Source organism: Streptomyces sp. NPDC026092, assembly GCF_040638605.1.
Lineage (GTDB): Bacteria > Actinomycetota > Actinomycetes > Streptomycetales > Streptomycetaceae > Streptomyces.
The window spans coordinates 183,547-204,472 of sequence record NZ_JBEZYN010000005.1 but is presented as its reverse complement, the minus strand read 5'-3'; the positions used below and the strand labels follow the sequence as shown (position 1 = coordinate 204,472).

General features: G+C 71.7%; 15 protein-coding genes. 12 read left to right on the top strand and 3 right to left on the bottom strand.

Annotated elements, in window-relative coordinates:
* Positions 1-127: 127 nt before the first annotated feature.
* The 7 genes from AB0F56_RS10420 to galE all read left to right on the top strand — a co-directional run bounded on the left by AB0F56_RS10420 (position 128) and on the right by galE (position 9,937).
* Entirely contained in the window at positions 128-904 is a 777-nt protein-coding gene (locus AB0F56_RS10420; protein ID WP_362006559.1) for a TIGR03936 family radical SAM-associated protein, read from the top strand.
* Positions 905-1,138: 234 nt separating this feature from the next.
* Positions 1,139-4,840, top strand: a complete 3,702-nt coding sequence (locus AB0F56_RS10415; protein ID WP_362006556.1) for an Rne/Rng family ribonuclease — start codon at positions 1,139-1,141, stop codon at positions 4,838-4,840.
* Positions 4,841-5,087: 247 nt separating this feature from the next.
* Positions 5,088-5,408, top strand: coding sequence for a 50S ribosomal protein L21 (rplU, locus tag AB0F56_RS10410; RefSeq protein WP_030013082.1), 321 nt, complete (start codon positions 5,088-5,090; stop codon positions 5,406-5,408).
* A gap of 13 nt (positions 5,409-5,421) precedes the next feature.
* Entirely contained in the window at positions 5,422-5,676 is a 255-nt protein-coding gene (rpmA, locus tag AB0F56_RS10405; protein WP_056558961.1) for a 50S ribosomal protein L27, read from the top strand.
* Positions 5,677-5,795: 119 nt separating this feature from the next.
* Positions 5,796-7,235 carry a GTPase ObgE gene (obgE, locus tag AB0F56_RS10400; protein ID WP_362006553.1) on the top strand — a complete coding sequence of 480 codons (1,440 nt, stop codon included), beginning with the start codon at positions 5,796-5,798 and terminating at the stop codon, positions 7,233-7,235.
* Between the two features lie 103 nt (positions 7,236-7,338).
* Entirely contained in the window at positions 7,339-8,931 is a 1,593-nt protein-coding gene (locus AB0F56_RS10395) for a glycosyltransferase family 2 protein (protein ID WP_362006947.1), read from the top strand.
* Between the two features lie 19 nt (positions 8,932-8,950).
* Positions 8,951-9,937 carry a UDP-glucose 4-epimerase GalE gene (gene galE, locus AB0F56_RS10390; RefSeq protein ID WP_362006550.1) on the top strand — a complete coding sequence of 329 codons (987 nt, stop codon included), beginning with the start codon at positions 8,951-8,953 and terminating at the stop codon, positions 9,935-9,937.
* A gap of 86 nt (positions 9,938-10,023) precedes the next feature.
* On the opposite strand, the gene AB0F56_RS10385 is transcribed toward galE, so the two are convergent.
* Genes AB0F56_RS10385 through AB0F56_RS10375 form a run of 3 tightly spaced genes read right to left on the bottom strand, consistent with a single transcriptional unit; the run spans position 10,024 to position 15,639 of the window.
* On the bottom strand, positions 10,024-11,592 hold the full coding sequence (locus AB0F56_RS10385; protein WP_362006548.1) for a DUF6056 family protein: 1,569 nt from the start codon (positions 11,590-11,592) through the stop codon (positions 10,024-10,026).
* A gap of 7 nt (positions 11,593-11,599) precedes the next feature.
* The gene (locus tag AB0F56_RS10380; protein WP_362006546.1) at positions 11,600-12,772 is read right to left on the bottom strand and encodes a glycosyltransferase; all 1,173 of its coding nucleotides are present in this window, start codon (positions 12,770-12,772) and stop codon (positions 11,600-11,602) included.
* On the bottom strand, positions 12,769-15,639 hold the full coding sequence (locus tag AB0F56_RS10375) for a CDP-glycerol glycerophosphotransferase family protein (protein ID WP_362006543.1): 2,871 nt from the start codon (positions 15,637-15,639) through the stop codon (positions 12,769-12,771). Before AB0F56_RS10375 ends, AB0F56_RS10380 begins: the two co-directional genes overlap by 4 nt.
* 405 nt (positions 15,640-16,044) lie before the next feature.
* Between AB0F56_RS10375 and AB0F56_RS10370 the strand changes: the two genes are divergently transcribed.
* The 5 genes from AB0F56_RS10370 (at position 16,045) to AB0F56_RS10350 (ending at position 20,902) form a co-directional block, all read left to right on the top strand.
* Positions 16,045-17,025, top strand: coding sequence for a glycosyltransferase family 2 protein (locus tag AB0F56_RS10370; RefSeq protein WP_362006540.1), 981 nt, complete (start codon positions 16,045-16,047; stop codon positions 17,023-17,025).
* Positions 17,025-17,483: a GtrA family protein gene (locus AB0F56_RS10365; protein ID WP_362006537.1), complete on the top strand. Its 459-nt coding sequence runs from the start codon at positions 17,025-17,027 to the stop codon at positions 17,481-17,483. Before AB0F56_RS10370 ends, AB0F56_RS10365 begins: the two co-directional genes overlap by 1 nt.
* Positions 17,484-17,638: 155 nt before the next feature.
* The gene (gene proB / locus AB0F56_RS10360) at positions 17,639-18,766 is read left to right on the top strand and encodes a glutamate 5-kinase (RefSeq protein ID WP_362006535.1); all 1,128 of its coding nucleotides are present in this window, start codon (positions 17,639-17,641) and stop codon (positions 18,764-18,766) included.
* 211 nt (positions 18,767-18,977) lie between these two features.
* Complete coding sequence (locus tag AB0F56_RS10355; RefSeq protein ID WP_362006532.1) at positions 18,978-19,472, top strand: hypothetical protein; 495 nt, start codon at positions 18,978-18,980, stop codon at positions 19,470-19,472.
* Positions 19,473-19,618: 146 nt separating this feature from the next.
* Positions 19,619-20,902: a glutamate-5-semialdehyde dehydrogenase gene (locus AB0F56_RS10350; RefSeq protein ID WP_362006529.1), complete on the top strand. Its 1,284-nt coding sequence runs from the start codon at positions 19,619-19,621 to the stop codon at positions 20,900-20,902.
* Positions 20,903-20,926 lie beyond the last annotated feature (24 nt).

Below are 20,926 nucleotides of genomic sequence, written 5' to 3'. Positions count from 1 at the left end.
GAGCCGGGCGGGCCCCCCAGAGGCCACCTGTCTGTTCGAGGGCGGCGCGGCACCCGCGCCCGCCCCGCACCGAGGAGAAGAACCACTGGGCAAGCGACAGCCCGAAGGCCCGCCGCCCGCACCGGCGGTGCAGCGCATCCGACTGCGCTACACCAAGCGCGGCCGCCTCCGGTTCACCAGCCACCGTGACTTCCAGCGCGCCTTCGAGCGCGCGCTGCGCCGCGCCGAGGTGCCCATGGCGTACTCGGCCGGATTCACCCCGCACCCCAAGGTGTCGTACGCCAACGCCGCCCCCACGGGTACGGGCTCCGAGGCCGAGTACCTGGAGATCGCCCTCACCGAGGCACGGGACCCCGAGACTCTGCGGGTCCTGCTCGACGAGTCGCTCCCGGCCGGCCTCGACATCACCGACGCCGTCGAGGCCCGTACCTCGGGCCTCGCCGACCGGCTCACCGCCTCCGTGTGGGAGCTCCGGCTCGACGGCGTCACCCCCGAGGACGCGGAGAAGGCCGTCGACGCCTTCCTCGCGGCCGAGACCGTGGAAGTGCAGCGCAAGACCAAGAACGGCATCCGTTCCTTCGACGCCCGCTCCGCCGTCGCCGAGCTCCAGGCACGTTCCGCGGCTGATAGGCCGCTGGACAATGCCTGTGCGATACTGCGGCTGGTTGTTCGGCACGTAACACCTGCCGTGCGACCCGACGACGTCCTGTCCGGTCTCCGAGCTGTGGCCGACCTGGCGCCGCCGGTCCCCGCAGCGGTGACCAGGCTGGCGCAGGGGCTCTTCGACGAGGAGTCCGGCACGGTGACCGACCCGCTCGCGCCCGACCGCGAGGCAGTCACGGCCGCTACACCCACGGCCGCCGCGACCGCCTCAGCGACGGCGCCGGGTACCGGTTCCGCGTAGGGAGCGGTCGTTGTAGCGCAGCCCTGGCACTCGGGAGCCACCTGGGTCGGGCCGCGCACTGACCAGGAGACTTTCGCCAGGCCGTACGTAGAACGCGTACGGAACCGGCGAGCCAGACATCAGCTCCCGTGCGGCGCCCGCGCCCCGGACGGCGGCACCGCGCATCGTGCGTGATCGTGCCGCCGGACCGGACCAAGACGCGGCGCCCGGGGGCGTGACGGGAGAACCGCCCGCATGCTCGAGCCGAACGAAGAGAACAACAGCAACGCACCTGGTGACAAGCTGCCGCCGCGCCGCAGGCGCCGCGCCGCTTCCCGCCCCGCCGGTCCGCCGGTCGCGGCGGAGGTCACCGAGACCGTGGCCGAGGTCGTCGTGGAGACGCCCGCCACCCCGGCCGCCGCGCCGGAGCCCGTGGAGGAGCCCGCCGCTCCCGCGCGCACCCGCCGCCGCGCCACCCGCAAGGCCACCGCCCCGGAGCCGGTCGCCGAGACCGTCGAGGCCGTCGCGACCGAGGCCCCCGCCGAGGAGCCCGCCGCCCCGGCGCGCACCCGCCGCCGTGCCACCCGTAAGGCCACGTCGCCCGAGCCGGTCGCCGCCGAGGTCGTCGAGGAGGCTCCCGTCGCGGAGGCTGCGGAGGCCCCCGTCGAGGAGCCCGCCGCGCCCGCCGCCCCGCGTGCCCGCCGCCGCGCCACCCGTAAGGCCACCACGCCCGAGCCGGTCGTCGAGGCCGTCGAGGCCGTCGCGGAGGCCCCCGTGGCGGAGGCTGCGGAGGCCCTCGTCGAGGAGCCCGCCGCCCCCGCGCGCACCCGCCGCCGTGCCACCCGTAAGGCCACCTCGCCCGAGCCGGTCGCCGAGGCCGGTGGCGAGAGCCTGCCGCAGGAGACCGTCACGCAGATCACCGCCGAGGCCGCCGAGCCCGAGGTCGCCGCCGCCGAGAAGGCCGCCACGCGTGGCCGTACCCGCCGCCGCGCCACCTCGCCGCAGTTCACCTCGGAGCCGGTCGTCGCCCCCGTGAAGGAGGAGGAGCCCCGCGGTCGCCGTGCCGGGCGCCCCGCCGTCGCCGTCTTCCAGGCCCCGGTCTTCGCCGAGCCCATGTTCCAGACCCCGGAGACCGCGGCCGCCGCCGCTGCCGCCGATGTCGTGGAGGAGTACGAAGAGGAGACGGAGACGGTCGAGGCCGAGGAGACCGCCGCGCCCGTCGAGGCCGTCGAGCGTCCCGAGCCCGCCGGTCGCCGGCGCCGCCGCCGTCGTGGCGAGCCCGCCGAGCCCGTGGCCGTCGAGCCGGTGCCCGCCACCGTCGCCGACGAGCCCGAGGTCGAGGCCGAGGAGCCCGAGGCGGAGGCCGAGGAGTCCGACGAGTACGGGGACCGTCCGTCCCGCCGTCGCCGCCGTGGTGGCCGTCGCCGCCGCCGCGGTGAGCTCGCCGAGGCCGAGGAGGCCGAGGAGAGCGACGAGACGGAGGAGGCCCGCGCCGAGGACGACGAGTCCGAGGACGAGGAGTCCGACTCCGACGAGTACGAGGGCGGCGCGTCGTCCTCCGGCAGCAGCAGCTCCCGTCGCCGTCGTCGCCGTCGCCGCCGCAGCGGTGACGCCGGTGGCGAGGCCGAGGCGGGCGACGAGGACGGCGTCCGTACGGTCGTCAAGGTCCGCGAGCCCCGCCCGGCGCGCGAGAAGGCCGAGCCGTCCGACGAGGTCCAGTCCATCAAGGGCTCGACCCGCCTGGAGGCGAAGAAGCAGCGCCGCCGCGAGGGCCGCGAGCAGGGCCGCCGCCGCGTCCCGATCATCACCGAGGCCGAGTTCCTGGCCCGCCGTGAGGCCGTCGAGCGCGTCATGGTCGTCCGCCAGAACGGCGAGCGCACCCAGATCGGCGTCCTGGAAGACAACGTGCTCGTCGAGCACTACGTCAACAAGGAGCAGGCCACCTCGTACGTCGGCAACGTCTACCTGGGCAAGGTCCAGAACGTGCTGCCGTCGATGGAGGCCGCCTTCGTCGACATCGGCAAGGGCCGCAACGCCGTCCTGTACGCCGGTGAGGTCAACTTCGAGGCCCTCGGCATGGCCAACGGGCCGCGCCGTATCGAGTCCGCCCTCAAGTCCGGCCAGTCGGTCCTGGTGCAGGTCACCAAGGACCCGATCGGCCACAAGGGTGCCCGTCTGACCAGCCAGGTCTCGCTGCCCGGCCGCTACCTCGTCTACGTCCCCGAGGGGTCGATGACCGGTATCAGCCGCAAGCTGCCCGACACCGAGCGCGCCCGGCTGAAGACCATCCTCAAGAAGATCGTCCCCGAGGACGCGGGCGTCATCGTGCGCACCGCCGCCGAGGGCGCGAGCGAGGACGAGCTGCGCCGTGACGTCGAGCGGCTGCAGGCGCAGTGGGAGGACATCCAGAAGAAGGCGAAGAGCGGCAACGCCCCGACCCTTCTCTACGGCGAGCCGGACATGACCGTCCGTGTCGTCCGCGACATCTTCAACGAGGACTTCTCGAAGGTCATCGTCAGCGGTGACGACGCCTGGGAGACCATCCACGGGTACGTCAACCACGTCGCCCCGGACCTGACCGACCGCCTGTCCAAGTGGACGAGCGAGGTCGACGTCTTCGCGACGTACCGGATCGACGAGCAGCTGATGAAGGCGCTCGACCGCAAGGTCTGGCTGCCGAGCGGTGGCTCGCTGGTGATCGACAAGACCGAGGCGATGATCGTCGTCGACGTCAACACCGGCAAGTTCACCGGTCAGGGCGGCAACCTCGAAGAGACCGTGACGAGGAACAACCTCGAAGCGGCCGAGGAGATCGTCCGCCAGCTGCGCCTGCGCGACCTGGGCGGCATCGTCGTCATCGACTTCATCGACATGGTCCTGGAGTCCAACCGCGATCTGGTGCTGCGCCGCCTCCTTGAGTGCCTGGGCCGGGACCGGACCAAGCACCAGGTGGCCGAGGTCACCTCGCTGGGCCTGATCCAGATGACCCGTAAGCGGGTCGGCCAGGGTCTCCTCGAGTCCTTCTCCGAGACCTGCGTCCACTGCAACGGGCGTGGCGTCATCGTGCACATGGAGCAGCCGACCGCCCCCGGTGGCGGTGGCAGCGGCAAGCGCTCGAAGCGGCGTGGCCGCGGCGGTGCCGAGCACCACGAGCACGAGCACGTCGAGGGCGTCGAGGAGACGGAGTCCGAGACCGAGACGGTCGAGACCGAGGCCGAGGTGGCCGCGGAGATCGCCGCCCCGGTCGCCGTGGAGGAGCCCTTCCGCGCGGACGAGGAGCTGTACAGCAGCGCCGCCGAGGCCGAGGCCGCCGCCACGCGTGGCCGTGGTCGCCGTCGGGCGACCCGCAGGGTCTCCGCGCCGGTCGCCTCCACGCCCGCCCCGGCGGTCGTGGCGGAGCCCGAGCCCGAGCCCGTCGTCGCCGAGGCGCCGGAGCCGGTCGTCGAGGCCGCTCCCGAGCCCGCGCCGGCCGTCGAGGAGGCCGCCCCGGCCCCCCGTGCGCGCCGCCGTGCCACCCGTAAGGCGACGGCCCCCGCCGGTTCGCCGGCCGCCGCGGAGGCGGTCGCCGAGACCGTCGTCGAGCCCGTCGCGGCCCCGGAGCCGGTCGTCGAGGCCGCTCCCGAGCCGGAGCCGGTCGTCGAGGAGGCCCCCGCGGCCGCCCCGCCGAGGGCCCGTCGCCGGGTCGTCCGCAAGGTGACCGCCCCCGCCGGTTCGCCCTCGGGCGCCGAGGAGGCCGCCGTCCTGGTGGTCGAGTCCCCGGTCGCCGCCGAGGCGCCCGCCGAGGACGCCGAGGACGCCGCCCCGGCCAAGAAGACGGCCGCCCGCAAGACGGCGAAGAAGGCCACCGCGAAGAAGGCCGCCACCAAGAAGACGGCGACGGCCAAGAAGACCGCGGCGAAGAAGACCACTGCGAAGAAGGCCGCCACCAAGAAGACGGCAGCCCCCGCGCAGGACTGAGGTAGCGGTCGGGGCCGTCCCGTACGGGACGGCCCCACCGGTCCCGGGGATGTCACGCGAATTTGACCCCCCATGGCACCGGCCCGTAACCTTGACCGTCGGCGTGTCGTATGACATGCCAAACCCCTGAGCACCCTCCTCCCGGTCTGCCGGGAGAGGCCGCTCGTCCACTTCCGGATCACCGCGGGCTCCGGCCCGTGTGAGCGGCTGGCATCAGGGGTCCGTCCCGAGTGAGAGAGAGATCCGCGTGTACGCCATCGTGCGCAGCGGTGGTCGCCAGCACAAGGTTGCTGTCGGCGACATCGTTGAGGTTGACAAGATTTCCACTGCCAAGGTTGGCGACACCGTAGAGCTCTCTACGCTGCTCGTTGTCGACGGCGAGGCCGTGACCAGCGACCCGTGGGTGCTGGCCGGTATCAAGGTCACGGCCGAGGTCGTGGACCACCACAAGGGCGCGAAGATCGACATCCTGCGCTACAAGAACAAGACCGGCTACCGCCGTCGCCAGGGTCACCGTCAGCAGTACACGGCGATCAAGGTCACCGGTATCCCCGCGGCTGCGAAGTAAGAGGGACTGAGACATGGCACACAAGAAGGGCGCATCGTCCACCCGGAACGGGCGCGACTCCAACGCTCAGCGGCTCGGCGTGAAGCGCTTCGGCGGTCAGCTCGTCAACGCCGGTGAGATCCTGATCCGCCAGCGCGGCACCCACTTCCACCCGGGCTCGGGTGTCGGCCGTGGCGGCGACGACACGCTGTTCGCCCTGCAGGCCGGTTCGGTGCAGTTCGGCACCCACCGTGGCCGCAAGGTCGTGAACATCGTTCCGGTCGCCTGATCGGTTCTTTTCGCGGAGGCGGACCTCACTTCCCGGCAGGGAAGCGGGTCCGCCTTTCGCGTGTTACTAGATAGACATTCCACCTCGTAGTACCCCCTTGTAACTGGAGGCACAGAACCATGACCACCTTCGTGGACCGCGTCGAGCTGCACGTCGCCGCGGGTAGCGGAGGCCACGGCTGCGCCTCCGTTCACCGAGAGAAGTTCAAGCCCCTCGGCGGGCCGGACGGCGGCAACGGCGGCCGTGGCGGTGATGTGACCCTGGTCGTCGACCAGTCGATCACCACGCTCCTCGAGTACCACCACTCCCCGCACCGCAAGGCGACCAACGGTCAGCCCGGTGCCGGTGACAACCGCTCCGGCAAGGACGGCCAGGACCTCGTCCTGCCCGTGCCCGACGGCACCGTCGTCCTCGACAAGCAGGGCAACGTGCTCGCCGACCTGGTCGGCCAGGGCACCACCTTCGTCGCGGGCCAGGGCGGCCGCGGCGGCCTCGGCAACGCGGCGCTCGCCTCCGCCCGCCGCAAGGCCCCCGGCTTCGCGCTGCTCGGCGAGCCGGGCGAGGCGCGGGACATCGTCCTGGAGCTGAAGACCGTCGCCGACGTGGCCCTCGTGGGCTACCCGAGCGCCGGCAAGTCCTCGCTCATCTCCGTCCTCTCGGCCGCCAAGCCGAAGATCGCGGACTACCCCTTCACCACGCTCGTCCCGAACCTGGGCGTCGTCACGGCCGGCTCGACGGTCTACACGATCGCCGACGTGCCGGGCCTGATCCCGGGCGCCAGCCAGGGCCGCGGCCTGGGCCTGGAGTTCCTGCGCCACGTCGAGCGCTGCTCGGTCCTGGTGCACGTCCTGGACACGGCGACGCTGGAGTCCGACCGCGACCCCGTCACCGACCTCGACGTCATCGAGGAGGAGCTGCGGCAGTACGGCGGCCTGGAGGACCGGCCCCGTATCGTCGTCCTCAACAAGATCGACATCCCGGACGGCCAGGACCTGGCGGACATGATCCGCCCGGACCTGGAGGCGCGCGGCTACCAGGTCTTCGAGGCCTCCGCCGTGGCCCGTACGGGTCTGAAGGAGCTCTCCTTCGCCCTGGCCGGCATCGTCGCCGAGGCGCGCGCGGCCAAGCCGAAGGAGGAGTCGACCCGGATCGTCATCCGCCCGAAGGCGGTCGACGAGGCAGGCTTCACCGTCACGTACGACGAGGCCGAGGACGTCTACCGGGTGCGCGGCGAGAAGCCGGAGCGCTGGGTCCGCCAGACGGACTTCAACAACGACGAGGCCGTCGGCTACCTGGCCGACCGCCTCAACCGCCTGGGCGTCGAGGAAGAGCTGATGAAGGCGGGCGCCCGCGCGGGCGACGGCGTCGCGATCGGTGCCGAGGACAACGCGGTCGTCTTCGACTGGGAGCCCACGATGATGGCGGGCGCCGAGATGCTCGGCCGCCGCGGCGAGGACCACCGCCTCGAAGCCCCCCGCCCGGCCGCCCAGCGCCGCCGCGACCGCGAGGCCGAGCGCGACGACGCGCAGCGCGAGTACGACGAGTTCAACCCGTTCTAGGCCCTCAGGGGCCCCGGTGGCGGCCGGTCGGTGTGGCCGGCCGCTCCCGTAGGATCTCGGTGTGAGTAGCGCGCCCGACCCCCACCCCGTCACGACCGCAGGCATGCTCGGCGTCGTCGTCATCGCCTACAACGACGCGGAGCTGGTCGGCGACGCGATCCGCTCGGCGCTCGCCCAGGGACCCGTCGTCGCCGAGGTCGTCGCCGTGAACGACGCCTCCAGTGACGCCACCGCGAAGGTCCTGGACGAGCTGGCCGCACTCCACCCCGAGGTTCGCGTCGTCCACCGCACCGAGAACAGCGGCGGCTGCGGCACCCCCCGCAACGACGGGATCCGGGCGGCCACGGCGCCGTACGTGATGTTCCTCGACAGCGACGACATCCTGCCCGAGGGCACGGCCGAGGCCCTGGTCACCGCCGCCGTGCGGCACAGCACCCCCGTGGCCGTCGGCGCCTGCGTCCGGCGCGAGCTGCCCGAGGGCCGCGACGTGCGCTGGCAGCCCGCCCTCTACCGGGAGCCCGCGCTCCTGGAGACCCAGGCCGACCTCGTACCGCTGGTGCACGACACCCTCTGCGTCAACAAGATCTACGAGCGGTCCTTTCTCACCGAGCACGGCATCCGCTTCCCCGACGGCCGTTTCGTCTACGAGGACTTCCTCTTCACCGCCCGCGTGCTCGCCGCCGCGCCGCGCATCGCGGTGATCCCCGACACCGTGTACGTCTGGCACGTGCGCCGCGCCGCCGCCCAGCTGTCGATCTCGCTCGCCCGCGAGGACGTCACCAACTGGCGGGCCCGGATCGCCGCCCACCGCCAGGCCGTCGAGACCCTGCGGGAGGCCGGGCGCGCCGAGCTCGCCGCCGCCTGCCGCACCAAGTTCCTCGAGCACGACCTGCGGATGTACGCCCGCGAACTCAGGCTGCGCGGCGCCGAGTACCAGCGCGACTGGTGGCGGCTGACCCGCGAGCACCTGGCGGCGTTCGAGGAGGGCGAGATCGCCGCGGCGACCGCGCCCGCCCGCTGGACGGCCCGCTTCCTGCTCGCCGCCGAGGAGCCCAGGGACCTGCTGCGGCTCTCCCGGCTCTCCGCCGACCCGGCCCGCCTCCTCCCGCCGTACGCCCGGAAGGGCGACAACCCCGTCTGGTCCGACGACCTGCCCGACGTGGAGCTCGACGGCGTCGACACCCTGCCCCTCGCCGAGCTCCCGCTGGTGGTGGACGCGGCCCTGCGCACCGGCGCGGGCGCCGAGCTGCGCCTCACGGTCCGCGACCTGTACGGCCGGGTGGGCGCGGCCGGCCCCCGTACCGCCGAGGTGGCGTTCGTCCCCCGGGGCGTGGACGCGCCGGCCCGTACCGAGCGGGCCGAGCTGACCGAGGTGGACGGCGGCTGGACCGCCCGCGTCCCGGCCGGGCTCACCGGCCTGGCCAGGGCCGGCCGCAGCCGCGGCAACGCCGGGATCCAGTTCTGGGACATCCGGGCCACGGTGACGTGCGCCGACGGGGAGACCTTCGTGACGGCCCTCCGGCTGCCGGAGGGCCGCCAGCGGCGCTCGGTGCTGCCGAGCAGCCGGTACGGTGTATTGCTGGTGCAGCAGTACACCACGGCGAACGGCTCGCTCGCGGTGCGGATCGCACCCGGCGCCCGCGACGGGCTCGGGGCGGTCGGAGCCAGACTCCGAAGGCTCTCGCGCCGTTCATAGCGAAAGGAATTGGGGCGTAATGACTTATCTGATCACCGGTGGCGCCGGATACATCGGCTCGCACGTGGTCCGCGCGATGACGCGGGCGGGGGAGCGGGTCGTCGTCCTCGACGACCTGTCCACCGGCTACGCGGAGCGCGTGCCGGAGGGTGTGCCGCTGGTGGTCGGTTCGACCCTGGACCGCGAGGTCCTGGACCGCACCATCGCCGAGCACGGGGTCACGGGCGTCGTCCACCTCGCGGCGAAGAAGCAGGTCGGCGAGTCCGTCGAGATGCCGCTGCACTACTACCGCGAGAACGTGCAGGGTCTCACCGTCCTCCTGGAGGCGGTGGCCGCCGCCGGCGTCCGCAACTTCCTCTTCTCCTCCTCGGCCGCCGTGTACGGCATGCCGGACGTCGACCTCGTCACCGAGGAGACGCCCTGCCTGCCGCTCAGCCCGTACGGCGAGACGAAGCTGGCCGGCGAGTGGATCGTCCGCGCCGCCGGCAAGGCCCACGGCATCTCCACCGCCTGCCTGCGCTACTTCAACGTGGCGGGTGCCGCGACCCCCGAGCTGGCCGACACCGGTGTCTTCAACCTGGTCCCGATGGTCTTCGAGCGGCTCGACGCCGGTGAGGCCCCGCGGATCTTCGGCGACGACTACGCCACCCCGGACGGCACCTGCGTCCGCGACTACATCCACGTCGAGGACCTCGCCGACGCCCACCTCGTCGCCGCGCGCAAGCTCGCCGAGTGGGCCGCCGCCGGTGAGCCGCGCGACCTGACGGTCAACATCGGCCGTGGCGAGGGCGTCTCCGTGACCGAGATGATCGACCTGATCAACGAGATCACCGGCCACTCCGTCGCCCCGGTCGTCACCCCGCGCCGCGCCGGCGACCCGGCCCGCGTCGTCGCCTCCGCCGACCGCATCGCCGGCGAGCTGGGCTGGAAGGCCCGCCACGACGTCCGCGACATGATCGACTCGGCCTGGGCGGGCTGGGTCGCCCGCCGCTCGGTCAACGCCTGATCGGACCCCGCCGGGAAACCGGTACGACGAAGGGCCGGGGAGTTCGCTCCCCGGCCCTTCGTCATGCCCGCACGTTCAGCGGCCCGTCACGGACGGTGGATGCGCTCCACCCCGTAGTACGTGGACACGCACTGGGCGACCCAGTCCTTCTTGTAGTTCTTGGTGTAGTACGGCTCGGCCAGCCAGCCGATGTGCAGCGGCCGGTACTCGACGTCCGTCGCACCGCGCGCGACCTGCGCCCGGATCCGCGCGTCCTGCTTGTCCCAGGCGAGACCGCGCGCCACCGTGCCCGAGGTGAGCGTCTGCATCTCCGGCAGCAGGGCCGCGGCGCTGCCGAGGACGGCGGCGGCGGTGACCGCGACGGCCACGAACGAGAGCCGCGCCGAACGGCCGCCGGAGGCCGCGAGCCGCGTCCCGAGCAGCCGGCCCAGCCAGGCGCCGTACAGGCAGAGGGCCATGAGCAGCGGGACCATGAAGCTGGTCCACGTACGGGCGTACGTCCAGCCCGAGGGGCCGTAACCGCTGCGCAGGCCGTACGTCACGGCGAGCGTGGCGACGACGATCAGCGGCACGGGAAGCAGCATGACGAGCCGCACCACACCGCGCGACGGGCCCGCCTCGGCGGTCTCGGCGGTGCCGGCCGCTTCGAGGTCGTCGATGCCCGTGCGCGAGACGCGGCGCGAGTAGAACGCCACGGCGAGACCGAGCAGCACACCGGCGGCGATGGCGCCCAGGTACGCCCACTGGTCCGACAGCACCTGCCAGATCCGCAGCCAGTCGCGGACCGTCGCCTTCAGCTCCTCCGGCGCGAGGGTGTCGCGCGGCGGCTGCTGGGAGCGGCGCCAGCGGGCACCGGGGGAGGTGTAGAGCAGGACCAGGCCGGCCACCAGGCCGAAGCAGGCCGCGGCGCACCAGGTGAAGGGGAACCAGTCCTTCGCCAGCTTCAGCCGGGGCAGCGACAGCAGTCCGGCGGTGCCGGCGAACAGGCCCGCGACGGCGGTGAACGGCTCGCTGAGCGTGCCGATCGCGACGCCGAGCAGCACCACGCCGACCACGGCGGTGACGCGCGCCGCGCGACGGCCGCTGCGGGCGGCCCAGATCGCCGTGAGGACGGCCCAGATGCCGATGATGCTGGGCAGCGTGTGGGAGATGGTGGCCGGGGCCCAGAGCAGCACCTGGTACGAGCGGGTGCCCGCGAAGAACAGCAGTGTCTCGAGGAGCATCGCGGCGGCGACCAGGCTGATCAGGGGAACCCGCAGACCGAAGGCGCGCAGCACCTCGCGGCCCAGCAGGACCAGGCCCACGCCGAGCGTGAGGATCAGCACGAGGGGCAGCACCTTCGGGCCCAGCAGGCCGTCCGCGTACACCACGCCGCTCAGGAGCGCGTTGGTGACCCGCCCGTTCTGGGTCATGTAGAAGTCCGAGGCGATGCCGAAGACTCCCATGTCACGGGTCTTCCAGACGGCGCACCAGTCGTCCGAGGTGGGGCGCACGTACAGTCCGAGGAAGGCTCCGACGGACAGCAGGGCACCGGTCACGGCGACCGATATCAGCCCGACCCAGCGGAGAAGGCGCCGGATCCCGGCCGGTGCGGCGTCCGCACCCTCACCCTCCGCGCGGCGCACGTGGCGCCGCGACGCCGTAGTACTGCTCATCGTTGTTCTATCTCTCCAGGAACAGGAAGAGGTCTTCCCAGCGGTCGGTGATCTCCTCGGCGGCGTACCGCTGGACGTTCTGCCACGCGGCGTCGCCCATGCGGTCGCGCAGCTCGTCGTCGGCGATCAGGGTGCTGATGTGCGCGCCGAGCTCGATCGTGTTGCCGAGCCGGGCGAGCAGGCCGTCCTCGCCGTCACGGATGATCTCGCGGACACCCGGCGCGCAGTCGAACGCGGCGCAGGGCACTCCGGCGGCCATGGCCTCGAGGAGGGTGATCGGGAAGCCCTCGGCGCGGGACGCCTGGGCGAAGACGGACGCGCCGCGCAGCGCGCCGAGCACGTCGCTCGTGCGGCCCATCCACTCGACGGAGTCGTCCAGGCGCATCGACGTGGCGTGCCGGCGGAGCGTTTCCTCCTCGTCGCCGGCGCCGTAGATCCGCAGCTTCCAGTCGGGGTGCCGGGGGGCGACCTCGGCCCAGGCGTCGAGCAGCATGTCGACGCCCTTCTCGTGCGAGAGGCGGCCGATGCAGGCGACGACCTTCTCGGTACGGGGGGCGGGCGCCTCGGGCATGAACGGCAGCGGGTTCGGCAGGTGGCCGACGTTGTCCATGCCGTTGCGGATCCACAGGTCGGCGTCGCCCGGGGTGAGCACGAGCAGCCGGTCGACGTCCTTGTAGTACCGCTTCACCCGGGCGAGCCGGGAGGAGGCGGCGCTCGCCTGGTACGACTCGTGGCTCATGCCGATGACGGTGAGGCCCTTGGTGTCGGAGAGCGCGACCCACTCCATCGCCCAGACCTGGGTGACGATGACGATCGCTCCGGGGCGGGCCGCGGCGAACAGCGCCGTCAGCTTGTCCGCCTGCTCCCGCATCCCGGCCGCGCGGGCCCGGTGGCGCATCCGCTCGGCCGCGTTGAGCTTGCCCTTGAGGCCGCGCAGCGACCCCACGTGCGGCGGGTGGGCGTCGTACAGCGTGGTCGTGGCGTACGGCAGCTCGGCGGGGAACTCGTGGGCGCGACCCGCCGGCGCCGGGGTGATGCCGATGACGTGCACCCGGTGGCCGCGGTCGGCGAACTGACGGGCCATCTGGTGCGACCAGGTGGTCACACCGCCCATCTCGTCGACGCTGTTGGACACGAAGAAGATGTCACGGCCGCCGGACACGGCGGTCTGCTCGGTCACTTACCGCTCCTGGTGAAGAACTTTGCGACGATCTGCCGGGCCGCGTCGCCCCGGTCGTAGGCGCTGAACTCGGCGTTGAACCGCTCCCGAGCCGCCGAGTACTTGGCGTCCGCCTCGTCCTTGAGGTGGGCGATCGCCGAGAACAGCTCGTCCTCGGTGGCCACCACGGGGCCGGGCGCCTTCTCCTTCAGATCGAAGTACGTGCCGCGGCTCTCCGTCGAGTACTCCTCGTAGTCGTACGTGAAGAAGATCATCGGCCGGTCGAGCAGCCCGTAGTCGAACATCACGGACGAGTAGTCCGTGATGAGACCGTCGGCCAGCTCGAGCAGCGGGGTGATGTCGTGGTGGTTCGTGACATCGATGACCCGGCCGCGCACCGAGGGCGGGAGCGTCAGGTTGTTGAGGTAGTGCGAGCGGATCAGCAGGGTGTGCGTGTCGCCGAAGCGGTCCGCGAACTCCTGCACGTCGAACGGCAGCTCGAACTTGCGTACGGCGCCGCCCGGCGCGGCCCGGAAGGTCGGCGCGTACAGCAGCACCGTCTTCTCCGGCGCGATGCCCAGCTCGGCGGCGAGCGCACCGCGCTCACGGGTGCCGTCCCCGCTCTCCCGCTGCCGCGCCGCCACCAGGGCGTCGTTGCGCGGGTAGCCGACCGGGAGGAGCTTCTCCTCCTTGAGCCGGAACGCGGCCGCGAGGGTGTGGATGTCGTGCTCGGAGCGGATCAGGAAGTGGTCGAACCGGTCCAGCGAACGCTGGAACGAGTCCTGCGCCGCCCGGCCCTGCTTCTTCGTGCCCGGCTCGTGGAAGCCCATCCGCTTGAGCGCGGAGCCGTGCCAGGTCTGGATGTACGTGGTGCCGGGACGCTTGGTCAGCTTCAGGGGGAAGCCCTGGTTGTCGACCCAGAACTCCGCCTGGGCCAGCGCCCGCAGGTACTGCCAGCTCCACCGCTGGACCAGCGTGGCGTCCTTGGGGAACCCGGTGGGACGGGCGCCCGCGTAGGACCACACGGCCTCGAACGCCACACCCTGGCGGCGCATCTCCTCGTAGATCGCCTTCGGGCTGTCGCTGTACTGCTTGCCGAGGTGGCTCTCGAAGACGACGAGGCCCTTGCGGATCGGCAGCTTGCTGTACACGTCGTGGTAGACGCGCAGCTTGGTCTCGCCCGCGTTGAGGTCGCGGCGGGCCTTGAGGATCCTGCGCAGGCCCGTCTTGGCCAGGCCGGCGGTGCGGCCGTGCATGGCGCCCTCGATCAGCGCGGACGCGCGGACCGCCGCGCGGCCCTCGGCCGTGAGGACGTACGACAGGTTGCCCTTCTTGGTGACCTCGGGCGCGAACCGGTCGGAGACCAGCCGGGTCAGCCGGGGCCGGACCCGGACCGTACGGGTCTCGCTGAGCTCGACGCTGCCGGCGGACACCCGGGTCCGCAGCTCGTCGCCGTCGACCACGAGGACGAGACGGACGTCCCAGACCGCGTCGATGATGCCCAGCGGGCGCACCTTGCGGGTGATGTCGGCCGTGGCGTCCCACTCGATCGCGGTGTCCGTGCGCCGCAGCGAGGTCACCGGGAACCGGAAGGCGCGCACACCGATCTTGCGGCGCGGCTGGAACTCCAGGTACGCCTTCAGCTCGGCGTCGGCCCCGATGCGGCCCAGCGGGTTCACGACCGCGCCGGAGAGCCGCACGGCGCCATCGGTGCCCTCGTAGGAGGTGAGCCGGTTGCCGAGGGCCATGGAGGCCAGCGGCTTGGTGTGGTACCCGGCCGAGGTGACGTCCAGGATGCGCCGGCCCTCGGGGTCGTCGAGGTGGCCGTCGCACCAGAAGATCTGACCGTCGTGCTCGATCAGCGGGGCCGTCAGCCGGCCCTTGTTCGCGAGCGCGTCGGACGCCGGGAGCAGGTTGTCCCAGTCCTCCTTGCCCAGCAGATAGGCGCAGATCGCGTGGAGCGGCTGGACCTCGCTGTAGGCGTTCGGGTCGATCCCGGAGAGGTAGCCGTTGGCCAGCTCGGCGAACTCGCGCCGGTACTCCTCGCCCATCCGGGGCAGGTCGCGCAGGTGCAGGACCAGGTCGTGCTTGAGGAACTTGATGTCCTTGCGGTACCGCAGCTCGTCGTAGCCCTTGCTCTTCAGCAGGGCGTCCACCCGACGGTGTATTTCCATGCGGTGCACGAAGTTGGCGATCTCGTGGCGCCGGTTGCTGATGGACTTCGACGCCGCGCTCTCCTGCACGTTCCAGTAGTAGACCTGGTTCGGGATGAGCGTGATGCGGTGGGCGGCGACGTACGCCTGCGCGGAGAAGAGCAGGTCCTCGTAGTGGATCCCGACCGGGAACTCGAGCTGCTGCTCCAGCAGGAACGCGCGCCGGTAGCACTTGTTCGTCGAGAGGGTGTCGAAGACCATCAGGTCGGGCAGCTCGGTGATCGACTCGATCGTCCGGGTGCCCGAGTAGATCCAGGGGTACCACTCGGTGGTCTTGCGGTGGCGGCTGTCGAGGTGGACGCGCACGCAGAGGCCGGAGACGATGTCGGAGTCGGTCCGCTCGGCGGCCTCCAGCATGTTCCGGCAGGCGTTGCGTTCCAGCACGTCGTCGCTGTCCAGGAACATGACGTAGGCGCCCTTGGCACGCTCCACGCCGTAATTGCGGGGAGCTCCGCAACCACCACTGTTCTGGGGCAGCTGGTACGCGCGGACCCGGTCGGGGTGCGCGGCGGCCAGTCCCTTGGCGACCTCGAATGTGTCGTCCTTGCTGCAGTCGTCGACGATGAGGACCTCGACGCTCTGCAGGGTCTGGTCCAGCACTGATCGGACGGCCGTCGGGAGACGCTCTGCGTCGTTGTACGCGATGACGACCACGGAGACGTCAGGCACTTGCACCTCGATCCACTTTCTTCCTTTAGACAGATCCAAGCTACCTGGTGTTAGCCCCCGCCCCTGCCGCACGGGCACTCGGGTGGCGAGGAGCCGTTTCACGATCGTTACGGGACCGCGCCCCCCTCCACCACAACCTTCTCCTCTGTTCATCGGTCACCTTTGGTGCCGACCGAGCGGACTTTCCCCGTCCGGTTGGTGAGATTCTTCGCATCGCCCCCGCAGAACCCCATCAGGGCAGGTAAATGCGGCATTGCCGCGTGATCTGTATCACGGTGCCCGCGCGGTTTAGCCGCCGCGACCCGTACTCTGAGAGGGCTGCCTGCGAGAGCGACCGGTGACCACCCCGGACTCCCGTCCGGTACGCCTCCGCGCCGTACTTTCTCGCTCATCAACCAGGAGTGACCGTTCATGACCAGGCTTTCGGTCGTTGTTCCTTGCTACAACGAGGAAGAGGTCGTCGAGAACTTCGACAACCGAATCCGGGAGGTCCTCGACGGCCTCTCCCTCGACTACGAGATCTGCTACGTGGACGACGGCAGCGCCGACGGCACCCTCGGCAAGCTCCGGGGCATCGCCGCACGTCACCCCGAGGGCACCCAGTACGTCTCCTTCAGCCGTAACTTCGGCAAGGAGGCGGGCATGCTCGCCGGCCTGCGCAAGGCCACCGGCGACGCCGTCGTGATCATGGACGCCGACCTCCAGCACCCGCCGGAGCTCATCGAGGCCATGCTCGACCTCTACCACCTCGGCCACGACCAGGTGATAGCGCGGCGCACCCGCGAGGGCGACAAGAAGGTCCGCTCCGCCCTCAGCCGGCTCTACTACCGGGCGGTCAACCGCTGGGTCGACGTCGAGCTGACCGACGGCGTCGGCGACTTCCGGCTGCTGTCCCGGCCCGCCGTGGACGCGCTGCTGTCGCTGCCCGAGTACAACCGCTTCTCCAAGGGCCTGTTCTCCTGGATCGGTTTCGACACGGTCACCTTCGACTACCAGAACGCCGCCCGCGAGGCCGGCGAGACGAAGTGGAAGTTCAGCTCCCTGGTCAATTACGGCATGGACGGGCTGATCTCCTTCAACAACCGTCCGCTGCGCATCGCGATCTGGATGGGTCTCGGCCTGTCGGCCCTGGCCGCGCTGTACGCGATCTGGATCACCGTCATGGCGATCACGGACGGCGTCTCCCAGCCCGGTTACGTCACGCTCGTCGCGATCATCGTCGGCCTCGGCGGCGTCCAGATGGTCATGATGGGGCTGATCGGCGAGTACATCGGCCGTATCTACTACGAGAGCAAGCGCCGGCCGCACTTCCTGGTCAAGGAGACCCACCGCTCGGTCCCGCGTGGCAACGACAAGCGGGTGCGCGTCGCGGCCACCGACCGGGAAAGCTGATGCGCGGACAGCTCGGGCAGATCGTCCGCTTCGGTCTGGTCGGCGGGATCAACACCGGCACGTTCTACGGGTGCTACCTGCTGCTGCACCCGTGGATGCCGTACTTCGCCGCCTACTCCATCGCGTTCGTGCTCAGCATGATCGGCTCGTTCTTCCTCAACACGTACTTCACCTACCGGACCAGGCCCACCTGGAAGAAGTTCGCGCTCTTCCCGCTCACCAACGTCACCAACTACCTGGTGCAGAGCGTCGGCCTGTACGCGCTGGTGACCTGGGCCGGGATGGACGACCGGATCGCGCCGCTGGTCGCGGCGGTCGTGGCCATTCCGTTCACCTATCTGCTGTCGAAGAAGATCCTCGTGCCGGGCGGCAAGCAGCCGAGCCCGGCCGGGCCTGCCGGGCCGACCGGCCCGGCGGGCGGTGCCGACGTCGAGTCGGACCCAGTCGCCAGCCGCTGACGGTTCTTGCCGGTTGGGCGTCTTTGGTCCAGCCGGCAGCGGGTGGTCCAGCCGGCGAAACGGGCGGGCGCCGGTCGTGCCCGCTCGCGTAGATTGCGGCCTGACATCCGAAGAGGGCGACGCCGGTGACGGCGGTACAGGTGGCGGCGGTTCAGGTGACAGTGGCAAGGCAGTTCGTGACGGAAGCCCGCAGGATCGTCGTCAAGGTCGGCTCGTCCTCCCTCACCACCGCCTCCGGCGGGCTCGACGCCGACCGGGTCGACGCCCTCGTCGACGTCCTCGCCAAGGTCCGCAGCGGCGGCGAGAAGGAGATCGTGCTGGTCTCCTCCGGCGCCATCGCCGCCGGACTCGCGCCGCTCGGCCTCACCCGCCGCCCCAAGGACCTCGCCCGGCAGCAGGCCGCCGCCAGCGTCGGCCAGGGCCTCCTCGTCGCCCGCTACACCGCCTCCCTCGCCCGCTACGGCGTCCGCGTCGGCCAGGTCCTGCTCACCACCGACGACACCAGCCGCCGCGCCCACTACCGCAACGCGTACCGGACCCTCGACCAGCTGCTCGCCATGGGCGCCCTGCCGGTCGTCAACGAGAACGACACCGTCGCCACGGACGAGATCCGCTTCGGCGACAACGACCGGCTCGCCGCCCTCGTCGCCCACCTCGTCCGCGCCGACCTGCTCGTGCTGCTCTCCGACGTCGACGGGCTCTACGACGGCGACCCCGCGAAGCCGGGCACCTCGCGGATCGCCGAGGTGGCGGGCCCCGAGGACATCGCCCACGTCGAGATCGGCTCCGCCGGCAAGGCGGGGGTCGGCACCGGCGGCATGGTCACCAAGGTCGAGGCGGCCCGGATCGCCGCGGCCGCCGGCATCCCCGTGGTCCTCACCTCCGCCGTCCGCGCGGCCGACGCCCTGGCGGGCCGCGACACCGGTACGTACTTCCACCGCACCGGCCGCCGCTCCGCCGACCGGCTCCTCTGGCTCGCCCACGCCTCCACCCCGCAGGGCAGCCTCACCCTGGACGAGGGCGCGGTACGGGCCGTGGTCGAGGGCAAGAAGTCGCTGCTCGCCGCCGGGATCGCCGCCGTCGAGGGGGAGTTCGTGGCGGGCGACCCGGTCGAACTGCGCGACACCGACGGCCGGGCCGTCGCCCGCGGGCTCGTCAACTTCGACGCCAAGGAGATCCCCCGGATGCTCGGCCGCTCCACGCCCGAACTCGCCCGCGAGCTCGGCCCGGAGTACGAGCGGGAGGTCGTCCACCGCGACGATCTGGTGGTCGTCCCCGCCTGATCCGCCCCCTTGTGCGGGGTGTGTGGGTGCGTACGTGCGGGCGTGTGTGAGTGCGTGTGGGTGCGGTGTGGAGAAAACGGCTGAAAGACCGGCCATCCGGTAGGGACCTTTACCAAAACCGCCCCACGTGGAGCCTCGGGCTGGTCAACTTTGTCTCGGGGACAAGACAAGGGCGGGGTACAGCACCACACGCATCAACAGGAGGCCGCCGGTGAGACGAGCGCGCCCAGGGGCACCGCCCCGCGGGACAGCCGAACGCGCCCTGACCAGTGTCGAGGCCGGAGCCGACTTCGACGAGGGACAGGGCGGCGGGGGACAGGGCACCCAGACCGCCGAGGTACGCGGTGAGGAGCGGCCCGTGGTCGCCTCGAAGCTCTGGCACATCACCCTCAGCGTCTCGGGCGCCGAGGCCCCGCTGAAGGAGGTCAGGCGCGGCCTCGAGCAGCTGGCCCACGACCATCCCTTCCTGCTGACCAGTCGCTACGCCAATGATCACGCGGAGATCCGTTACTGGGAAGAGGCCCGTGACCTGCACGATGCCGCGGCGGTCGCGCTGCGGCTGTGGGGCGAGCACCGGCAGAGCGCCAAGCTGCCTCCGTGGGAGATCGTCGGTCTGGAGGTCATCGACCGCGAGACCTATCACCTGCGCATCGCCGAGGGCTACGGCCCACCGCCGGCCGCCCCGGTGGGGGTCCACCCGTACTGACGGGAGCGCCAGGCCGCGTCCCGCTGCCGAGGGGTCCGCGAGGCGTCTCGGAGTGCGGCGGCGTCGGGGGGCCGGGGCGTCTCGGAGTGCGGGATGGGGACGGCATTCGTGAGGGATGTCCGCAGAGGTGCCAGTACCCTGCGGGCATGACCTCGCTCACGCCCCTCGACAACCTGTCCCCGGTCGCCCGGGCCGCCTACCGCGCCCGCGCCGCCGCCGCCGAAATCGCGCCACTTCCGCGCGCGGCCAAGGACGACGCCCTGCTGGCGATCGCGGACGCCCTCGAGGTCCGTACCGCCGAGATCGTCGAGGCCAACGCCGAGGACATCGCGCGCGCCCGCGAGGCCGGCACCAGCGAGACCGTCATCGACCGGCTCACCCTCACCCCCGAGCGCGTCCGCGCCATCGCCGCCGACGTCCGCGACGTGGCCGCCCTGCCGGACCCCGTGGGCGAGGTCGTGCGCGGCTCGACCCTTCCCAACGGCATCGACCTCCGCCAGGTCCGCGTCCCCCTCGGCGTCGTCGGCATCATCTACGAGGCCCGGCCCAACGTGACCGTCGACGCGGCCGCCCTCTGCCTCAAGTCCGGCAACGCCGTCCTGCTGCGCGGCTCGTCCTCCGCGTACTCCTCCAACACCGCCCTGGTGAAGGTCCTGCGCGACGCCGTCGGAGGCGCCGGTCTGCCCGCCGACGCCGTGCAGCTCGTCCCCGGCGAGTCCCGCGACTCGGTACGGGAGCTGATGCGCGCCCGCGGCCTGGTCGACGTCCTCATCCCGCGCGGCGGCGCCTCCCTGATCCGTACGGTCGTCGAGGAGTCCACGGTCCCCGTCATCGAGACCGGCACCGGCAACTGCCACGTCTACGTGGACGCCCAGACCGACCTCGACATGGCCGTCGACATCCTGATCAACTCCAAGGCCCAGCGGCCCAGCGTCTGCAACTCCGCCGAGACGCTCCTGGTCCACCAGGACATCGCCGAGGCCTTCCTACCGCGCGCCCTGGCGGCCCTGGCCGACGCCGGTGTCACCGTCCACGCCGACGAGCGCGTCCTCGCCCACGCCGAGGGCTCCAAGGCCACCGTCGTCCCGGCGACCCCCGAGGACTGGGAGACCGAGTACCTCTCCTACGACATCGCCGCCGCCGTCGTCGACTCCCTCGACAAGGCCGTCGAGCACATCCGGCTCTGGTCCTCCGGCCACACCGAGGCGATCGTCACCACCTCGCAGGCCGCCGCCCGCCGCTTCACCCAGCTGGTCGACTCCACGACGGTCGCCGTCAACGCGTCCACCCGTTTCACCGACGGAGGCCAGTTCGGCTTCGGCGCCGAGATCGGTATCTCGACCCAGAAACTCCACGCCCGCGGGCCCATGGGCCTGCCCGAGCTGACGTCGACGAAGTACATCGTCACGGGCGACGGCCACACCCGCTGACCCGCGGTTTTCCCTCGTTCGGCC

What these genes read in the sequence shown, in the direction of transcription:
- AB0F56_RS10415 (WP_362006556.1), top strand. Translation starts at nt 1,139, where the DNA reads ATGCTCGAGCCGAACGAAGAGAACAACAGCAACGCACCTGGTGACAAG.
- rpmA (WP_056558961.1), top strand. Translation starts at nt 5,422, where the DNA reads ATGGCACACAAGAAGGGCGCATCGTCCACCCGGAACGGGCGCGACTCC.
- obgE (WP_362006553.1), top strand. Translation starts at nt 5,796, where the DNA reads ATGACCACCTTCGTGGACCGCGTCGAGCTGCACGTCGCCGCGGGTAGC.
- AB0F56_RS10395 (WP_362006947.1), top strand. Translation starts at nt 7,339, where the DNA reads ATGCTCGGCGTCGTCGTCATCGCCTACAACGACGCGGAGCTGGTCGGC.
- galE (WP_362006550.1), top strand. Translation starts at nt 8,951, where the DNA reads ATGACTTATCTGATCACCGGTGGCGCCGGATACATCGGCTCGCACGTG.
- AB0F56_RS10385 (WP_362006548.1), bottom strand. Translation starts at nt 11,592, where the DNA reads ATGAGCAGTACTACGGCGTCGCGGCGCCACGTGCGCCGCGCGGAGGGT.
- AB0F56_RS10370 (WP_362006540.1), top strand. Translation starts at nt 16,045, where the DNA reads ATGACCAGGCTTTCGGTCGTTGTTCCTTGCTACAACGAGGAAGAGGTC.
- AB0F56_RS10365 (WP_362006537.1), top strand. Translation starts at nt 17,025, where the DNA reads ATGCGCGGACAGCTCGGGCAGATCGTCCGCTTCGGTCTGGTCGGCGGG.
- AB0F56_RS10350 (WP_362006529.1), top strand. Translation starts at nt 19,619, where the DNA reads ATGACCTCGCTCACGCCCCTCGACAACCTGTCCCCGGTCGCCCGGGCC.